The organism is Lysobacter korlensis (genome assembly GCF_042434515.1).
Genome location: NZ_JBHLTG010000008.1, coordinates 97754 through 112718, shown reverse-complemented (window position 1 = coordinate 112718; position 14965 = coordinate 97754). Strand labels below are relative to the sequence as shown.

The 14965-nt window shown below is 67.8% G+C and carries 15 protein-coding genes and 2 pseudogenes; 10 read left to right on the top strand and 7 right to left on the bottom strand.

The window, feature by feature from the left end:
- Nucleotides 1-22 precede the first annotated feature (22 nt).
- From ACFFGH_RS27000 to ACFFGH_RS26975, 6 genes are all read left to right on the top strand, one after another.
- The gene (locus tag ACFFGH_RS27000; protein WP_386674213.1) at nt 23-1474 is read left to right on the top strand and encodes a dipeptidase; all 1452 of its coding nucleotides are present in this window, start codon (nt 23-25) and stop codon (nt 1472-1474) included.
- Nucleotides 1475-1598: 124 nt separating this feature from the next.
- Nucleotides 1599-1946 carry an iron-sulfur cluster insertion protein ErpA gene (erpA, locus tag ACFFGH_RS26995; protein WP_386674211.1) on the top strand — a complete coding sequence of 116 codons (348 nt, stop codon included), beginning with the start codon at nt 1599-1601 and terminating at the stop codon, nt 1944-1946.
- A gap of 166 nt (nt 1947-2112) precedes the next feature.
- Nucleotides 2113-2997: an aa3-type cytochrome oxidase subunit II gene (gene ctaC, locus ACFFGH_RS26990; protein WP_386674208.1), complete on the top strand. Its 885-nt coding sequence runs from the start codon at nt 2113-2115 to the stop codon at nt 2995-2997.
- 5 nt (nt 2998-3002) lie between these two features.
- Nucleotides 3003-4718 carry an aa3-type cytochrome oxidase subunit I gene (gene ctaD / locus ACFFGH_RS26985; RefSeq protein ID WP_386674205.1) on the top strand — a complete coding sequence of 572 codons (1716 nt, stop codon included), beginning with the start codon at nt 3003-3005 and terminating at the stop codon, nt 4716-4718.
- A gap of 4 nt (nt 4719-4722) precedes the next feature.
- The gene (gene ctaF, locus ACFFGH_RS26980) at nt 4723-5169 is read left to right on the top strand and encodes an aa3-type cytochrome oxidase subunit IV (RefSeq protein WP_386674202.1); all 447 of its coding nucleotides are present in this window, start codon (nt 4723-4725) and stop codon (nt 5167-5169) included.
- Nucleotide 5170: 1 nt separating this feature from the next.
- Nucleotides 5171-5614 carry a GNAT family N-acetyltransferase gene (locus ACFFGH_RS26975; RefSeq protein WP_386674199.1) on the top strand — a complete coding sequence of 148 codons (444 nt, stop codon included), beginning with the start codon at nt 5171-5173 and terminating at the stop codon, nt 5612-5614.
- Nucleotides 5615-5852: 238 nt separating this feature from the next.
- Here the strand turns inward: ACFFGH_RS26975 and qcrB are convergent, their stop codons facing one another.
- From qcrB to ctaE, 4 genes are read right to left on the bottom strand one after another with little or no spacing between them, the layout of a single operon-like run.
- Entirely contained in the window at nt 5853-7457 is a 1605-nt protein-coding gene (gene qcrB, locus ACFFGH_RS26970; RefSeq protein WP_386674196.1) for a cytochrome bc1 complex cytochrome b subunit, read from the bottom strand.
- A 50-nt stretch (nt 7458-7507) separates the two neighbouring features.
- The gene (gene qcrA / locus ACFFGH_RS26965; RefSeq protein ID WP_386674193.1) at nt 7508-8578 is read right to left on the bottom strand and encodes a cytochrome bc1 complex Rieske iron-sulfur subunit; all 1071 of its coding nucleotides are present in this window, start codon (nt 8576-8578) and stop codon (nt 7508-7510) included.
- Nucleotides 8579-8632: 54 nt separating this feature from the next.
- Complete coding sequence (qcrC, locus tag ACFFGH_RS26960) at nt 8633-9427, bottom strand: cytochrome bc1 complex diheme cytochrome c subunit (RefSeq protein ID WP_386674190.1); 795 nt, start codon at nt 9425-9427, stop codon at nt 8633-8635.
- A gap of 50 nt (nt 9428-9477) precedes the next feature.
- Nucleotides 9478-10104, bottom strand: a complete 627-nt coding sequence (ctaE, locus tag ACFFGH_RS26955; protein WP_386674188.1) for an aa3-type cytochrome oxidase subunit III — start codon at nt 10102-10104, stop codon at nt 9478-9480.
- An 80-nt stretch (nt 10105-10184) separates the two neighbouring features.
- Here ctaE and trpD point away from each other — a divergent pair, with 80 nt between their 5' ends.
- The gene (gene trpD, locus ACFFGH_RS26950; RefSeq protein ID WP_386674185.1) at nt 10185-11237 is read left to right on the top strand and encodes an anthranilate phosphoribosyltransferase; all 1053 of its coding nucleotides are present in this window, start codon (nt 10185-10187) and stop codon (nt 11235-11237) included.
- A 31-nt stretch (nt 11238-11268) separates the two neighbouring features.
- Here trpD and ACFFGH_RS26945 read toward each other — a convergent pair whose 3' ends face one another.
- Nucleotides 11269-11709, bottom strand: a complete 441-nt coding sequence (locus tag ACFFGH_RS26945; protein ID WP_386674183.1) for a VOC family protein — start codon at nt 11707-11709, stop codon at nt 11269-11271.
- A gap of 259 nt (nt 11710-11968) precedes the next feature.
- On the opposite strand from ACFFGH_RS26945, the gene ACFFGH_RS26940 reads away from it, so the two are divergent.
- From ACFFGH_RS26940 to ACFFGH_RS26930, 3 genes and pseudogenes are all read left to right on the top strand, one after another.
- Nucleotides 11969-12529, top strand: coding sequence for a dihydrofolate reductase family protein (locus ACFFGH_RS26940; protein ID WP_386674180.1), 561 nt, complete (start codon nt 11969-11971; stop codon nt 12527-12529).
- A gap of 139 nt (nt 12530-12668) precedes the next feature.
- Nucleotides 12669-13079 (top strand): annotated as a pseudogene (locus ACFFGH_RS26935) (glyoxalase superfamily protein); the annotation flags it as partial.
- Nucleotides 13080-13128: 49 nt separating this feature from the next.
- Nucleotides 13129-13254: pseudogene (locus tag ACFFGH_RS26930) on the top strand (hypothetical protein); the annotation flags it as partial.
- On the opposite strand, the gene ACFFGH_RS26925 reads toward ACFFGH_RS26930, so the two are convergent.
- Both ACFFGH_RS26925 and ACFFGH_RS26920 read right to left on the bottom strand, forming a co-directional pair.
- Complete coding sequence (locus ACFFGH_RS26925; protein ID WP_386674177.1) at nt 13244-14320, bottom strand: DNA glycosylase AlkZ-like family protein; 1077 nt, start codon at nt 14318-14320, stop codon at nt 13244-13246. The pseudogene ACFFGH_RS26930 and the gene ACFFGH_RS26925 overlap by 11 nt on opposite strands.
- Nucleotides 14321-14351: 31 nt before the next feature.
- Complete coding sequence (locus ACFFGH_RS26920) at nt 14352-14843, bottom strand: GNAT family N-acetyltransferase (RefSeq protein WP_386674174.1); 492 nt, start codon at nt 14841-14843, stop codon at nt 14352-14354.
- Nucleotides 14844-14965: the final 122 nt, after the last annotated feature.

Here is a 14965-nt window from a genome sequence, read left to right as displayed (position 1 = left end):
GGCTCACCTTAAGATTACCCGCATGACCGACTCACAGCCCCCTACCCAGCCCGCAGATACGTCGGCGCGCCCGCTTTCGGAGGCGCTCCGGGATGCCGTGCGCGACGGGATGCCGTCGGCCGTCGCCGATCTGACCCGGCTGGTGCGCATCCCATCCGTCTCCTGGGACGGATTCGACCCTGCTCACGTGCAGGCGACCGCGGAGGCGGCGAAGGAGCTTCTGGAGGGGACCGGTGTCTTCGAGTCGGTGCGCATCGAGCGTGCGCCGATCGCGACCGGCGAGCATGCCGGGAAGCTCGGGCAGCCTGCGGTGCTTGCGACCCGTGCCGCCCGGAACGGCCGCCCGACCGTGCTGCTCTACGCCCACCACGACGTGCAGCCGCCGGGCAGGGACGAGGACTGGGAGTCGCCGGCATTCGAGCCGACGGTGCGTGGCGACCGGTTGTACGCCCGCGGCGCCGCCGATGACAAGGCCGGCGTGATGGCTCATGTGGCGGCGCTCAGGGCGCTCGTCGAGGTCGCCGGGCCGGACTTCGACTTGGGGCTCGCGGTGTTCCTGGAGGGTGAGGAGGAGTTCGGCTCCCGGTCGTTCGCCTCCTTCCTCGCCCGGCATACGGCGCAGCTGGCGGCCGACGTGATCGTCGTCGCCGACTCCGACAACTGGGACACCGAGACGCCGGCGCTCACCACCGGACTGCGCGGCAACGTCACCTTCAGGCTGACCGTCTCGACCCTCGAGCACGCGTCGCACTCCGGCATGTTCGGCGGTGCGGTCCCGGACGCGATGCTCGCGACGATCCGCCTGCTCGCGACATTCCACGACGCGGATGGCGCCGTCGCGGTCGACGGGCTCACCTCGTTCGACGGGACCACGCCCGAGTACGGGGAGGAGAAGCTCCGTGAGGAGGCCGGCCTCCTCGACGGCGTGACCTCGATCGGCCGGGACAGCATCCTGAGCCGGATCTGGAACCAGCCGGCGATCACCGTCACCGGGATCGACGCACCCAGCGTGCTCAACGCCTCGAACACGCTGAGCCCGAGCATCACGGTGAAGATCAGCGCGCGGATCGCACCGGGCCAGAAGTCGGGCGAGGCCTTCAGTGCGATCGAGCGCCACCTCCGGGCGCACGTCCCGTTCGGCGCACACCTGGAGATCTCCGACGTCGACACCGGTGACCCGTTCCTCGTCGACACGACCGGATGGGCGGTGCGACATGCCCTCGACGCGATGGAGACCGCATGGGGTGCCGCGCCGGTGCAGATGGGCGTGGGCGGCTCCATCCCGTTCATCGCCGACCTGGTGCGGGAGTTCCCCGCCGCGCAGATCCTCGTGACCGGTGTCGAGGATCCGGATTCCCGCGCGCACAGCCCGAACGAGTCGCTGCACCTGGGGGTGTTCTCGAGGTCCATCCTCACCGAGGCGGTGCTGCTCGCGTCGCTCAACCAGCTCGACGGTGTGCCGCGCACGGCCTGAGCTCTCGATACCCGCCATCCGCGCTCCTCGATCCGAGCGCGCCTCCGCAGGCGCTTCCCGCGGCGAGCATTTACACTTGACCTCAGATTTGCAGTCGAGTGAGCTTTCCGAGCAAGGAGCAGGCATGAGCGAGACCATCACCGCGTCGCACGGCGTCACCCTCACCGAGGCCGCCGCCGCCAAGGCGGCGAGCCTGCTCGAGCAGGAGGGCAACGACGATCTGAAGCTGCGCATCGAGGTCCAGCCGGGCGGCTGCTCCGGTCTCATCTACCGGCTCTACTTCGACGAGAACCTGCATGAGGGTGACGCCGTGGTGGAGTTCGGGGGAGTGGGCCTGGTGGTGGACCAGATGAGCGTGCCGTACCTCGACGGCGCGTCCATCGACTTCGAGGACTCGATTCAGAAGTACGGCTTCTCGATCGACAACCCCAACGCACAGGGCAGCTGCGCCTGCGGAGACAGCTTCAACTGAGGCAACCGGAACCGCGTCGGGGGCCGGCGCACAGGAAGAGGGAGCCGCGATCGCGGCTCCCTTTTTCGTGTCCACGTGCCGCCGTGCTGGCCGGGTGCCGCCGGGAGGGCTGATGCGTGGATATAGACTGGCGGGACACAGTCCGAGCTTTTCCGAGAGGTTCCAGGTGCGTTCTAACCGCCGTCTTCGTTGGGCTGCGATACCGGTCGCTGTCGCACTTGGCCTGGTGCTCGCCGGCTGCACTCAGGAGCAGCTTCGCGGATATCTGCCGGGCGAGCCGGGGATCACCAACCACACCGACCGCATCACCGGTCTGTGGACGACCTCGTGGATCATCCTGCTCGTCGTCGGCATCGTCACCTGGGGCCTCATCGTGTGGGCGGCTCTCGTCTACCGCCGCCGCCGCGGCCAGACCGGCCTTCCGGTGCAGTTGCGCTACAACATGCCGATCGAGATCCTCTACACGATCGTGCCGCTCATCCTCATCCTCGGATTCTTCGCCTTCACCGCGCGGGATCAGGCGGCCATCGAGAACGAGACGCCCGATCCGGATGTGCACATCGAGGTGTACGGCAAGCGCTGGTCGTGGGACTTCAACTACGTCAACGAGGACGTGTACACGCAGGGCACACAGGCGCGCCAGGAGGGTCCGGACAATCAGATCGACCGGTCGACGCTGCCGACCCTTTACCTGCCCGTTGGGCAGGAGGTGCGCATCGACGTCAACTCGCGCGACGTGCAGCACTCGTTCTGGGTGGTCGAGTTCCTCTACAAGAAGGACATGTACCCGGGTCTCGACAACTCGATCTTCTTCACGCCGGAGAAGGTCGGCAGCTACTCGGGCAAGTGCGCGGAGCTGTGCGGTGAATACCACTCGCTGATGCTCTTCAACGTCGAGGTGGTCGAGCAGGCGGAGTACGACGCGTACATCGAGGACCTGCGGGCCGCGGGCAACGAGGGTCAGGTCGATGGCACGTACGACACCCGCTACTACAACATCCAAGAGGACGCGCCGGTCGATGCACCGGTCGACGGAGAAACGGAAGACTGAGACCAATGACAGTCACCGCTGATCGCCCTGAGGTCGTCACCCCGACCGCGCAGCGCAAGGGGAACATGGTCGTCGAGTATCTGACGACCACCGACCACAAGAAGATCGGGTACCTCTACCTGGTCACGTCCTTCATCTACTTCCTGCTCGGCGGCGTGATGGCCCTCGTCATCCGCGCCCAGCTGTTCGCTCCCGGCCTCGAGATCGTGGCGACGAAGGAGCAGTACAACCAGCTGTTCACGATGCACGGCACGATCATGCTGCTGATGTTCGCGACGCCGCTGTTCGCCGGCTTCGCCAACGTGCTGATGCCGCTGCAGATCGGCGCTCCCGATGTCGCGTTCCCGCGGCTGAACGCGCTGGCGTACTGGCTGTTCAACTTCGGCTCGCTGATCGCGGTCGGCGGCTTCCTCACCCCGCAAGGCGCCGCATCCTTCGGCTGGTTCGCCTACACGCCGCTGTCGAACCTCACCTTCACGCCGGGGCTCGGCGGCAACATGTGGGTGATGGGCCTTGCGATCAGCGGTTTCGGCACCATCCTCGGCGCCGTCAACTTCATCACCACCATCATCACGATGCGCGTGCCCGGCATGACGATGTGGCGGATGCCGATCTTCACCTGGAACACGCTCGTCACCTCGATCCTCGTGATCATGGCGTTCCCGGTGCTCGCCGCGGCACTGTTCGGCCTCGCGATCGACCGGCTGTTCCAGGGGCACATCTACGACCCGTCGGCGGGCGGCTCGATCCTCTGGCAGCACCTGTTCTGGTTCTTCGGGCACCCTGAGGTGTACATCATCGCGCTGCCGTTCTTCGGCATCATCTCCGAGGTGCTGCCGGTGTTCAGCCGCAAGCCGATCTTCGGCTACAAGACCTTGGTCTACGCCACCATCGCGATCGCCGCACTGTCGGTGACCGTGTGGGCGCACCACATGTACGTCACGGGCTCCGTGCTGCTGCCCTTCTTCGCCCTGATGACGATGCTCATCGCGGTGCCGACGGGCGTGAAGTTCTTCAACTGGATCGGCACCATGTGGCGCGGCTCCGTCACGTTCGAGACGCCGATGATCTGGGCGATCGGCTTCCTCATCACGTTCCTCTTCGGCGGGCTCACCGGCGTCATCCTGGCGTCACCGCCGCTCGACTTCCACGTCTCCGACACCTACTTCGTCGTGGCGCACTTCCACTACGTCGTGTTCGGCACCGTGGTGTTCGCGATGTTCTCCGGGTTCTACTTCTGGTGGCCGAAGTGGACCGGCAAGATGCTGAACGAGACGCTCGGTAAGATCCACTTCTGGTTGCTGTTCATCGGCTTCCACACCACCTTCCTCATCCAGCACTGGATCGGCGTGCAGAGCATGCCTCGCCGGTATGCCACCTACATGGAGGAGGACGGCGTCACCTGGATGAACCAGCTCTCCACCGTCGGCGCGATGATCCTCGCGGCGTCCATGATCCCGTTCGCGTACAACGTCTGGGTCACCGCACGGCGTGCGCCGAAGGTGACGGTGAACGACCCGTGGGGCTACGGCCGGTCCCTGGAGTGGGCGACCTCGTGCCCGCCGCCCCGCCACAACTTCACCTCGATCCCTCGCATCCGCTCGGAGTCGCCTGCGTTCGACCTGCACCACCCGGAGGCGGGAATTCCGATCGGCGTCGGACCGCTGAAGGATGCTCCGGAAGCCCCGGTCAAAGACGCCGGCGACGGGAAGGTGAAGTAGGCACATGCGAGCCAATGCAGTCCTCTGGTGGGTGCTGTCCCTCTTCTTCGGCATCGCCGCCGTCGTGTACGCGTTCTGGACGCTGATCGAGTACGGCGACGTGCCGGAGGGCGAGTTCAAGCAGTCCGGCGTGGAATGGGTGGGCACCGTGGCGCTCAGCCTCACCTCAGCCCTCGGGATCTTCCTCGGCTTCTATCTGCAGCGGGCGCACAAGGCGCAGGGCGGCGAGCTGCCCGAGGACCGTGGTGACGCCGACATCGACGACGGCGACCCCGAGGTCGGGCACTTCAGCCCCTGGAGCTGGTGGCCGATCGCTCTCGGCGCCGGCGCGGCCGTGGTCGCGCTCGGCCTGGCGGTCGGCATGTGGATCCTCTACATCGGCGTCGCCTTCACGGTGATCGCCCTGATCGGCTGGCAGTACGAGTACTACCGCGGCAACTTCGGGCGCTGAGGTGCAGATCCGACCAGCCCGTCCGGAGGACGCCGACGCCGTGTTCGGTCTGCTCGGCCAGCTCGCGGCGTCATTCGACCCCGATCGCGCGGCGTTCGACCGAACCTTCGCCGACCTGTTCCAGGCGGCCGGCGCCCAGACGAGCACGACGACCGAGACGCTGCTGCTCGTGGTGGAGGACGACGAGGGCGTTGTGCGCGGGTATGCGCTGACCTCCATCGTGCCCCTGCTCTACACGAACGGCCCCGCCGCGCAGATCCATGAGCTGGTCATCGACGAGGCGGCCCGCGGCCAGGACCTCGGCAGCCAGCTTGTGCACGCGATCGAGCAGGAGTGCCTCTCCCGAGGCGTGCGTCAGCTCACGGTCGCCAGCAGGCGCGCTGCGGGCTTCTACGACCGGCTGGGGTATCACTCCACCGCTGAGTACCTGAAGCGCACCTTCTAGCGCCCGGTCCCTGCGCCGGTCGAAGGGGCCTCGGTCTGAGGCCGTCGCAGGGCACCGCTCGCTTGTGGGCCCCGGTCTCTGAGCTGGTCGAAGGGGGCCCGCTCGCTGATGACCTCGGTCCCAGCCTGTCGAAGGGGGCCCGCTCGCTGATGACCTCGGTCCCAGCCTGTCGAAGGGCCCGCTCACGGGAAAGCCCCCGTGCCGTGGGGCGACGGGGGCTTCCTCGAGCTGCTGGCGACTAGTGGTGTCCGCCGCCGTGCGAGCTGTGCGAGCGCTCCACCTCGGTGCGGGTCACCGGTGCGATGCGGTCCTCGAAGAACCACTTCGTCACGTACGCGCGACCCCGATCGGAGAGGGAGATGCGGCCTCGCGAGTTCGGGCGCAGCATCAGCGGCTTGTAGTCGTCGTAGCTGACCAGACGCCAGCGCTCGTAGTCGTCGAGAGGCTCATGCACCTCGATGTACTCGCCGCCCGGGAGACGCACGATGCGTCCCGACTCGTAGCCGTGCAGCGCGATCTCGCGGTCACGCTTCTGCAGGTTCAGGCAGATCCGCTTCGTCACGATGAACGCGAGGATCGGTCCGAGGATCAGCGCCGTCTGCAGCGCGTGCGTGACATCCTCCACCGCCAGCCGGAAGTGGGTCGCCATGAGGTCCGAGCTCGCCGCCGCCCACAGGACCGCGTAGAACGTCACACCGGCCGCGCCGATCGCGGTGCGCATCGGCGCGTTCCGCGGCCGGTCCGCCATGTGGTGCTCGCGCTGGTCGCCGGTGATCCACGCCTCGATGAAGGGGTAGATCATGACGAGCACGATGAAGAGCCCGAGCACACCCATCGGCACGAGGATGTTGAACGAGAACGTGTAGCCGAAGAGCACGACCTCCCAGCCCGGCGGGATGAGCCGCAGGATGCCGTCGGCGAAGCCGATGTACCAGTCCGGCTGCGTGCCGGCGGAGACGGGGGAGGGGTCGTACGGGCCGTAGTTCCAGATCGGGTTGATCGTGAAGAACGACGAGATGAGCACGATCACGCCGAACACGATGAAGAAGAATCCGCCGGCCTTCGCCGCGAACACCGGCATGATCGGCACGCCGACCACGTTCTGCTCGGTGCGTCCCGGGCCCGCGAACTGCGTGTGCTTGTTGATCACCAGCAGCACCATGTGCACGCCGAGCGCAGCGACGAGGATCGCAGGCAGCAGCAGGATGTGCAGCACGTAGAGCCGCGGGATGATGTCCGTGCCTGGGAACTCATCGCCGAAGAAGAGGTAGGAGGTCCAGGTGCCGACGATCGGCAGGCCCTTGATCATGCCGTCGATGATGCGGAGGCCGTTGCCTGAGAGCAGGTCGTCCGGGAGCGAGTACCCGGTGAACCCCTCTGCCATGGCGAGGATGAACAGCACGAAGCCGACGACCCAGTTCAGCTCGCGCGGCTTGCGGAACGCGCCGGTGAAGTACACCCGGAGCATGTGCAGGCCGATCGACGCGATGAACAGCAGCGCCGCCCAGTGGTGGATCTGCCGCATCAGCAGGCCGCCGCGGATCTCGAAGCTGATGTCGAGGGTCGAGGCCATCGCGGCCGACATCTCCAGGCCCTTGAGCGGCACGTAGGCGCCCTCGTACTCGACCTCGGTCATCGACGGGTCGAAGAAGAAGGTGAGGAAGGTGCCGCTCAGCAGGATGACGACGAAGCTGTACAGCGCCACCTCACCGAGCATGAACGACCAGTGGTCGGGGAAGATCTTGCGGCCGAGCTCCCGGACGAGACCCGAGATGGCGGTGCGCTCGTCGATGTAGTTGGCCGCCCACCCGGTGGCGCGCATGCCGCGGGAGGTGGTCTCCACCGGCGCTGTCGAAGGGCGGGTGGTTGGACGTGGTGCCTCGGTGCTGGTGCTCACAGCGCTCGCTCCCAAAAGCTCGGGCCGACGGGTTCGTGGAAGTCACTGCGGGCGACGAGGTACCCTTCCTCGTCGACCGTGATCGGCAGCTGCGGCAGCGGACGCTTGGCGGGGCCGAAGATGACTTCCGCCTCGTTCGCGATGTCGAACTGGGACTGGTGGCACGGGCAGAGCAGGTGGTGCGTCTGCTGCTCGTACAGTGCCACCGGGCAACCCACGTGCGTGCAGATCTTGGAGTACGCGACGATGCCGTCGTACGACCAGTCGGCTCGCTCGGGGGAGATGTTGAGGTCCGCCGGGTTCAGGCGGACGAGCAGCACCGCCGCCTTCGCCTTCTCCTCGAGGCGGTGGTGCTCGAGGCCGGGCAGATCCTCCGGGATCACGTGGAATACGGAGCCGATGGTCACGTCCGCTGCGCGGATGGGCGTGCCGTCGGGGTCACGCGCGAGGCGCATCCCCTCTTCCCACATCGTGTGCTTCAGCAGCGCGACCGGGTCTCCATTGGCCGGTGCGAGGTCGCGGAAGAGGGCGATGGCGGGAATGGGGCTCACCAGCAGGGCGCCGATCATGGTGTTGCGCAGCAGCGCGCGCCGTCCGAAGCCGGATTCCTGGTTGCCGAGGGTGAAGACCTCGACCGCCTTCGCGCGGGTCTCGGCCTTGCCGTGGGACGGGTGGCGGGCCTCCACCAGGTCATGCCCGTCCATCAGGGATTTCGACCAGTGCACCGCGCCGAAGCCGATGCCGAGCAGCGCCAGCGTGATGCCGACGCCGAGCAGCATGTTGTTCAGCCGGACCGTGCCGAGGTCGCCCTCCTCGATGGGGAAGGCGATGTAGGCGATGATTGCGAGCGCACTGCCGAGGATCGAGATCCAGAACATCCCGATGACCCGGCGCTCGGCCTGACGGTCCTTCTTCGGGTCGAGGTCCGTGACGCGAGGGCGCTCCGGCGGGAAGCCCGGGTTCTCGAAGGCGTCGGGCGCGAGAACGGCGACACCGGGGCGCTCAGGCCGCGGCGCGGCCTTCTCGAGAGCCCGGCTCTGTGTTGCGCCGTCGTGCTGCTCTGCCAATTCGTTTCCTTCCGAGAGTGATTCGGTGTGCTCGGTCGATTCGCTTGGTCCGGCTCAGTTCGATTTCGCTGTCAGCCAGACCGTGATGCCGACCAACGCACCGAGTCCGAAGATCCAGATGAAGAGGCCCTCCGCGACGGGACCGAGGTCACCGAGGTCGATGCCGCCTGGGGAGGTGGCGGACGCGTAGTTCACCAGGTAGGTGATGATGTCCCGCTTGTCCTCAGGTGTGAGGTTGAGGTCGTTGAACACCGGCATGTTCGACGGACCGGTGACCATGGCCTCGTAGATGTGCTTGGCGCTGACGTCCTGCACGCTGGGGGCCCACTTGCCCTCGGTGAGCGCCCCGCCGGCCCCGGCGACGTTGTGGCACATGGCGCAGTTGATGCGGAAGAGCTCCGCCCCGTTCGTGGCATCACCGTTCGGCTCGAGGTACTGCTCCTCGGGAACCGCTGGTCCCGGTGCCAGGGAGGCGACCCATGCCGCCATCTGGTCGATCTGCTCCTGGTTGAACTGGATCGGCTTCTCTTCGCCCTGCGGTCCCTGGGCGGCGAGCGGCATGCGCCCGGTGCCGACCTGGAAGTCGACGGATGCGGCGCCGACGCCGATGAGGCTGGGGGCGACGTCGGATCCCTCGGCGTTCAGTCCGTGGCAGCTGGCGCAGTTCGCGGCGAAGAGCTTCTGGCCCTCGTCGACCATCTCCTGCGACGCCTCGGTCGTCTCGGCGGCAGCGGTCGTCGTGAAGAGCGCGTACGTGCCGCCGGTCGTGAGCAGGCCCAGCACGAGGAGCGCGATCGATGCGAGCGGGGATCGGCGTCCGGTGGGCCGGGTGCGGGTGTTCTTCGCCATGCTGTGTGGTGCGTCCAATGCTTCCGAGGCTGAGCCTGACCGGGATCGTGCTATTTCAGGAAGTAGATGATGAGGAAGAGCGCGATCCAGACCACGTCGACGAAGTGCCAGTAGTAGGAGACGACGATGGCGCTGGCCGCCTCACGGTGGGTGAAGCGCTTGACCGCGTAGGCGCGTCCGATCATCAGCAGGAAGGCGATGAGCCCGCCGGTCACGTGCAGACCGTGGAAGCCGGTGGTGATGTAGAACGCGGAGCCGTAGGCGTCGCTCGAGAGGCTGACGAACTCGCTGACGAGAATCGAGTACTCGTAGGTCTGCCCGACGATGAAGATGGCGCCGAGGATGTAGCTGGCGAAGAACCACTCCACCATTCCCCATTGCGTGGGCTTCCAGCCTGTCGCGCGGTGCTGCAGGCGCTCCGCTGCGAAGACGCCGAACTGGCAGGTGACGCTCGAGAGCACCAGGATCACGGTGATCGTGAAGGCCAGCGGGATGTTGAGCTTCTCCGTCTGCTCCGCCCACACTTCGGGGGCGGTCGAGCGGTTCGTGAAGTAGATCGCGAACAAACCGGCGAAGAACATGACCTCGCTGCCGAGCCAGACGATCGTGCCGACCTGAACGACGTTCGGCCGGTTGATCGCAGGCGCGCCGAGGGGCCGCGTCAGAGAGGTGCTCACATAGCCATTATGTCGGATGCGCATCAAGCCGCGAACTGCGGCGCGCACCCGGGCACAAGCCGGGAGATACTCTGGTTCGCATGCTGACCGAGCCGACCTGGGCGTCCTTGATCACCGACCTCCTGGACCAGCGGGACCTCTCGATCGGCGAGGCGAGCTGGGCGATGCGTGAGGTGATGGCGGGACGCGCCACGTCGGCGCAGCTGGCCGGGTTCCTGGTCGCCCTGCGGGCGAAGGGCGAGACGGTCGACGAGATCGTCGGGTTCCGGGATGCGGTGCTCGAGAACGCGGAACGGCTGGACGTCGACCCGATGGCCCTCGACATCGTCGGCACCGGCGGAGACCGGTTCAAGACGGTGAACGTCTCCACGATGGCGTCGGTGGTGGCCGCGGCAGCGGGCGCCCGGGTGGTGAAGCACGGCAACCGGGCCGCGAGCAGCGCGTCCGGCGCCTCGGACCTGATCGGTGCGCTCGGCATCGACCTCAGCCTCGAGCCTGCACGCGTCGCCGAGGTGTTCGAGGAGGTGGGTATCACGTTCGCGTTCGCGGCGAAGTTCCACCCCGGATTCCGGCACGCGGGCCCGACCCGCAGCGAACTGGGCGTCCCCACCGTCTTCAACTTCCTCGGTCCGCTCTGCAACCCGGCCCGCCCGGAGGCTTCCGCTGTCGGGGTCGCGAACGCGGACAAGATCCCGCTCATCGTCGGCGTGTTCCAGACCCGCGGCGCCACCGCGCTGGTCTTCCGCGGCGATGACGGACTCGACGAGCTCACCACCACGGGGCACAGCCACATCTGGGAGGTGTCGCGGGGGCTGGTGACCGAGCACGACCTCGACCCGGCGGACGTCGGCATCGCCCGCACGGACATCGAGTCGCTCCGCGGCGGCGACGCGGCCCACAACGCGGGCGTAGCCCGGGCGACCCTGGGCGGTGAGCCCGGCCCGGTGCGGGACATCGTGCTGCTGAACGCGGCCGCGGGTCTCGTCTCCTGGCAGCTTGCGCAGGACAGCACGCAATCGCACCGCGACATCCGCGAGCGCTTCGCTGAGCAGCTGGTCGTCGCGGCAGCGGCGATCGACTCCGGAGCGGCCACAGCGAAGCTGGACGCATGGGTGGCGGCGACGCGCGCCTGACCAGCCGGCGCGCCGGAGCGGTCAGCCGTCGTCAGTCGTAGAACGCGGATGAGACGCCGCTCACGTCGTCGGCGGCACCGCCACCCGCCGTGGCCGACTTCGTCTTCGGCTGTCCGAGGCAGATGTAGTTGCCCTCGCTGTCCCGGAACCATGCGGCCCGTTCGCCATCCATCTCGGCGACCCCGTCGACGGTCTTGAGGCCAGGGAAGTCGTAGTCCTCGAAGATGATGCCCCGGTCGCGGAGCTGGCGCATGTCGCCGTCCAGATCGTCGGTATGGAAGCACATCTGGGTGTTCTTGGCGGTGCCGGCGTTGGAGGTCTCGTAGACCTCGAAGGCGATGCCGGCGCGCGGCCGGTAGACGAGATCCCCATTCCGCACCTCGACCGGGTCGAATCCGAAGGCGTCGTGGTAGAACGCCTTCGCTCTGGCGAGGTCGGAGGCGGGAAGCACGGCGATCGTTTCTGTGAACATGAGGAGCTCTTCCTTTCGCCAGGCCGGGCGACAGCGGTCGCCGGGCGCTGATCCGCGCACGCCTACGGGATCGGCGGCGACGAGCGCAGGATACGCCCGCCGCCAGCAGGGGAGTAGGGACCTTCGACCATGGTCGCCACCGGCGGTGGTGGACGCGTTCTTCGAGAAGACCTCGTTCACCTCCGCGAAGACGATGGCCGACTGTCCGCCGCCATCGCCTGCAACGAGCGGTGTCGGTGGCGGTGCCTAGATTGCCGGGATGGGAAAGATTCTTTTCGACACGGCGACCACCATCAACGGCTGGATCGCCGATGAGCACAACTCTCTCGCCTGGCTGTTCGCCGTCGCCGATGAGCCGGACGAAGAACTCCTGCCGCAGGGCGTCTCGGCGATGGTGGAGGGGTCGACCACATACGAGTGGGTTCTGAACGAGTCGGACATCTTGGCGAACCCGGAAAAGTGGCGCGAGTTCCACGGCGACAGGCCCGTGTTCGTGTTCACCTCGAGATCGCTGCCCGTGCCGGAGGGTGCGGATGTCCGGTTCGTCTCCGGGTCGGTCCGGGACGCGCTGCCGGCGATCCGGGCTGCCGCCGGGGAGGGCGACATCTGGGTGGTCGGCGGGGGCGATCTCGCGGGACAGTTCCTCGACGCCGGGGCACTCGACGAGATCGCGCTGTCCGTCGCGCCCGTCGCGCTGACCGGCGGTGCACCCCTCTTTCCCCGACGTGTCGAGTCCGACCGGCTGAAGCTGGTGTCGGCGCGCGCCGTCGGTCAATTCGCGCGACTGATCTACGAGGTGGTCCCGCCGCCGGCGTCCTGACGAGCGGCGGCAGCGTGCGGGTCTTGCCCGGCACGGTGACTGGGTTTACCGTCGGCAGTGGGCCGATGCCGCCCGCCGCTCGCCCCGATAGGGATGGTGAAGGCATCCACAACCATGGTCAACTGGCCTCACGATCACGATGCCCGGCGCCAATGCGAGCAGCACCGACCGCGCATCGGGAATCGAAGGACAAGTGATCACTGCCGACGACGCCAAACGGATGGCGAAGCGCCTGCGCACCGAACTCCGGGAAGACGGCACCGACGTCACCCACTCGCGGGCCCTCGAGTTGGTCGCACGCCAGCTCGGGTTCCGGGACTGGAACACCGCCGCGGCGGGGCTGGAGCCACACCCGGCCTCTGGCGCCGCGGTGCCGGTGCTGCGGGTGACGGAGACGAGCGCTGCGTACCCCTTCTATCTCGACTACCTCGGCTTCGCGCTCGATTGGGAGCACCGATTCGCCCCCGACCTGCCCGTCTACGCCGCGGTCCGCCTGGGAGGCTGCGTGCTGCACCTCTCCGAGCACTACGGTGATGGCACTCCGGGTGCTGTGTGCTGGATCCCCGTCGATGACGTAGTGGGGGAGTCGCTTCTCCCGTCCCGCCGTCGACGACGAGGCGCCCGGCGGGCCGATGCTGACGGTCACGGACCCGTTCGGCAACGTGCTGCGCTTCTGCGAGAGGGCGAAGCGGGGCTGGAGGAAGTCCGCGACAGTCAGCGGGTGAGGCCGAGCCAGGTGGCGAGGTCGTCGAGCTCGCGTTCGACATCGTCCCGGATCGCCGTCGAGAACGGCACGTCCTCGTGGACCGCGTGCACGGTGAGCACGCCGCGCTTGCGGTCCGCGAGGGCGTCCAGCTTGCCCACGAGCCGATCCCCGGACAGGATCGGCAGCGCGAAATAGCCCCAGCGTCGCTGGGCCGCCGGCTTGTACATCTCGAGCACATACTCGAAGCCGAACAGTGCCTGCGCCCGCACGCGGTCGTAGATCAGGCGGTCGAAGGGGGAGAGCAGCGCGGTCCGGCCGCCCTCGAACGGCACGCCGATCGCCTCCGGGTCGACGCGCCAGCTCCCCGGCACACCGTCGACGACGGCGTCCTCGCCGGCCTGCCCGACGTGCACCGGTTCGATGGGCTGCTCGGGGGCCTTCGTGCGGGCGATCCCGAGGGAGCGCAGGCGTCGCTCGTCGCGGATGCGCCGCGCCTCTTCCAGCGGGAGTGGTGCCACACCGGCGGGATAGACGCGTTCGGCGAGGTCGAAGAACCGCTCCCGGCCCTCCCGGCGGGCGATAGCGACCTCGCCGCGCAGCACCAGGATCTCCAGCAACTGGGTGACGTTGCGGTTGTTCGTCCACCCGGTCGATGCCCACGGCACCACGCAGGTGTCGGGGATGTTGCGGGAGCGCAGTGGTCCGGCGTCGCGGAGTCGGGCGAGCACGTCGACGCGGAACCGGTCGTTGGCGTGCAGCCACTCGCGGGTGCGCTCGCGGACCGGGAACGCCGCCATGCCGGCGAGGAACAGCGGCAGATCCTCCATCGGACGGATGAGCGCGTCGAGCTCGAACAGGCTGCGCTCTTCCTCGAGCTCCCGCTTCAGCTCCTCCGGGCGGTATGAGGCACCGATCCGGCTCCAGAGCACCAGGTCCGCATTCGGCGCGACCGCGGCGGTCGGGTCGATCTGGAGCAGCGTGAGCTGCCGGACGACGTCGACGATGTGCTCTGGGCGCCCACGGTCGAGCAGCTGCGCGCGCACGGCGATCTGACGCGCTTGGGGGAGCGTCAGCCGGAGGGCCACGGGTCCGAGGATATTCGACGCCCGACCTGGGTCATCGAGACCGCCGGTCGGCCGGGGGAGCGGGACGGTGGCGCTCCACGTCGAATTCGGAGGGGGTGAACCCGAGCCGCTCGTAGAACGGCATTGCGGACGCGCTCGATCGCACGGTCACGGTCGGGATGCCGAGATCGTCGGCCGCGGCGCAAAGCTCGGACATCAGTCGCCTGCCGACTCCGCGGCCGCGGAATCGGGGGAGAACGAACACACTCTGCACATCGCCCGTGCGGCGGCGTCGGTCATCCGGGTTCGGCACCCGCTCGTAGATCGCCAGCCATGCCATTCCGATCAGGCGTCCGTCGGCGACGGCGATCTTGCAGAGGACGTCGTCCCGGTGCGCCGTCATCCAGTCGGCCAGCCACTCGGTGAAATCGCGGAGCGCCTCGCGGTCATCAGGCTGGGCGGGCGGCGACCAGACCCAGCGCAGCGCGGCCAGTTCGCCGATGTCGCGCTCCTCCGCTGTGCGGACGACGACGTGGGGATGCATGCTTCACGATCCCACGCGGACCGTGAGGTCGGGTGAGCTTTCGCGCTCCCCGCGCGCCATCGGCCGAGGTCCGTGCGGCCCTGCGGCGACATGAAAAAGGAAGGGATTCTGCTTCCCTTCCA

Excerpts from the sequence above, each read along its gene's own strand:
- ctaD (WP_386674205.1), top strand. The coding sequence starts at position 3,003 with ATGACAGTCACCGCTGATCGCCCTGAGGTCGTCACCCCGACCGCGCAG.
- ACFFGH_RS26940 (WP_386674180.1), top strand. The coding sequence starts at position 11,969 with ATGGGAAAGATTCTTTTCGACACGGCGACCACCATCAACGGCTGGATC.
- ACFFGH_RS27000 (WP_386674213.1), top strand. The coding sequence starts at position 23 with ATGACCGACTCACAGCCCCCTACCCAGCCCGCAGATACGTCGGCGCGC.
- ACFFGH_RS26920 (WP_386674174.1), bottom strand. The coding sequence starts at position 14,843 with ATGCATCCCCACGTCGTCGTCCGCACAGCGGAGGAGCGCGACATCGGC.
- ctaF (WP_386674202.1), top strand. The coding sequence starts at position 4,723 with ATGCGAGCCAATGCAGTCCTCTGGTGGGTGCTGTCCCTCTTCTTCGGC.
- trpD (WP_386674185.1), top strand. The coding sequence starts at position 10,185 with ATGCTGACCGAGCCGACCTGGGCGTCCTTGATCACCGACCTCCTGGAC.
- ACFFGH_RS26945 (WP_386674183.1), bottom strand. The coding sequence starts at position 11,709 with ATGTTCACAGAAACGATCGCCGTGCTTCCCGCCTCCGACCTCGCCAGA.
- erpA (WP_386674211.1), top strand. The coding sequence starts at position 1,599 with ATGAGCGAGACCATCACCGCGTCGCACGGCGTCACCCTCACCGAGGCC.
- qcrC (WP_386674190.1), bottom strand. The coding sequence starts at position 9,427 with ATGGCGAAGAACACCCGCACCCGGCCCACCGGACGCCGATCCCCGCTC.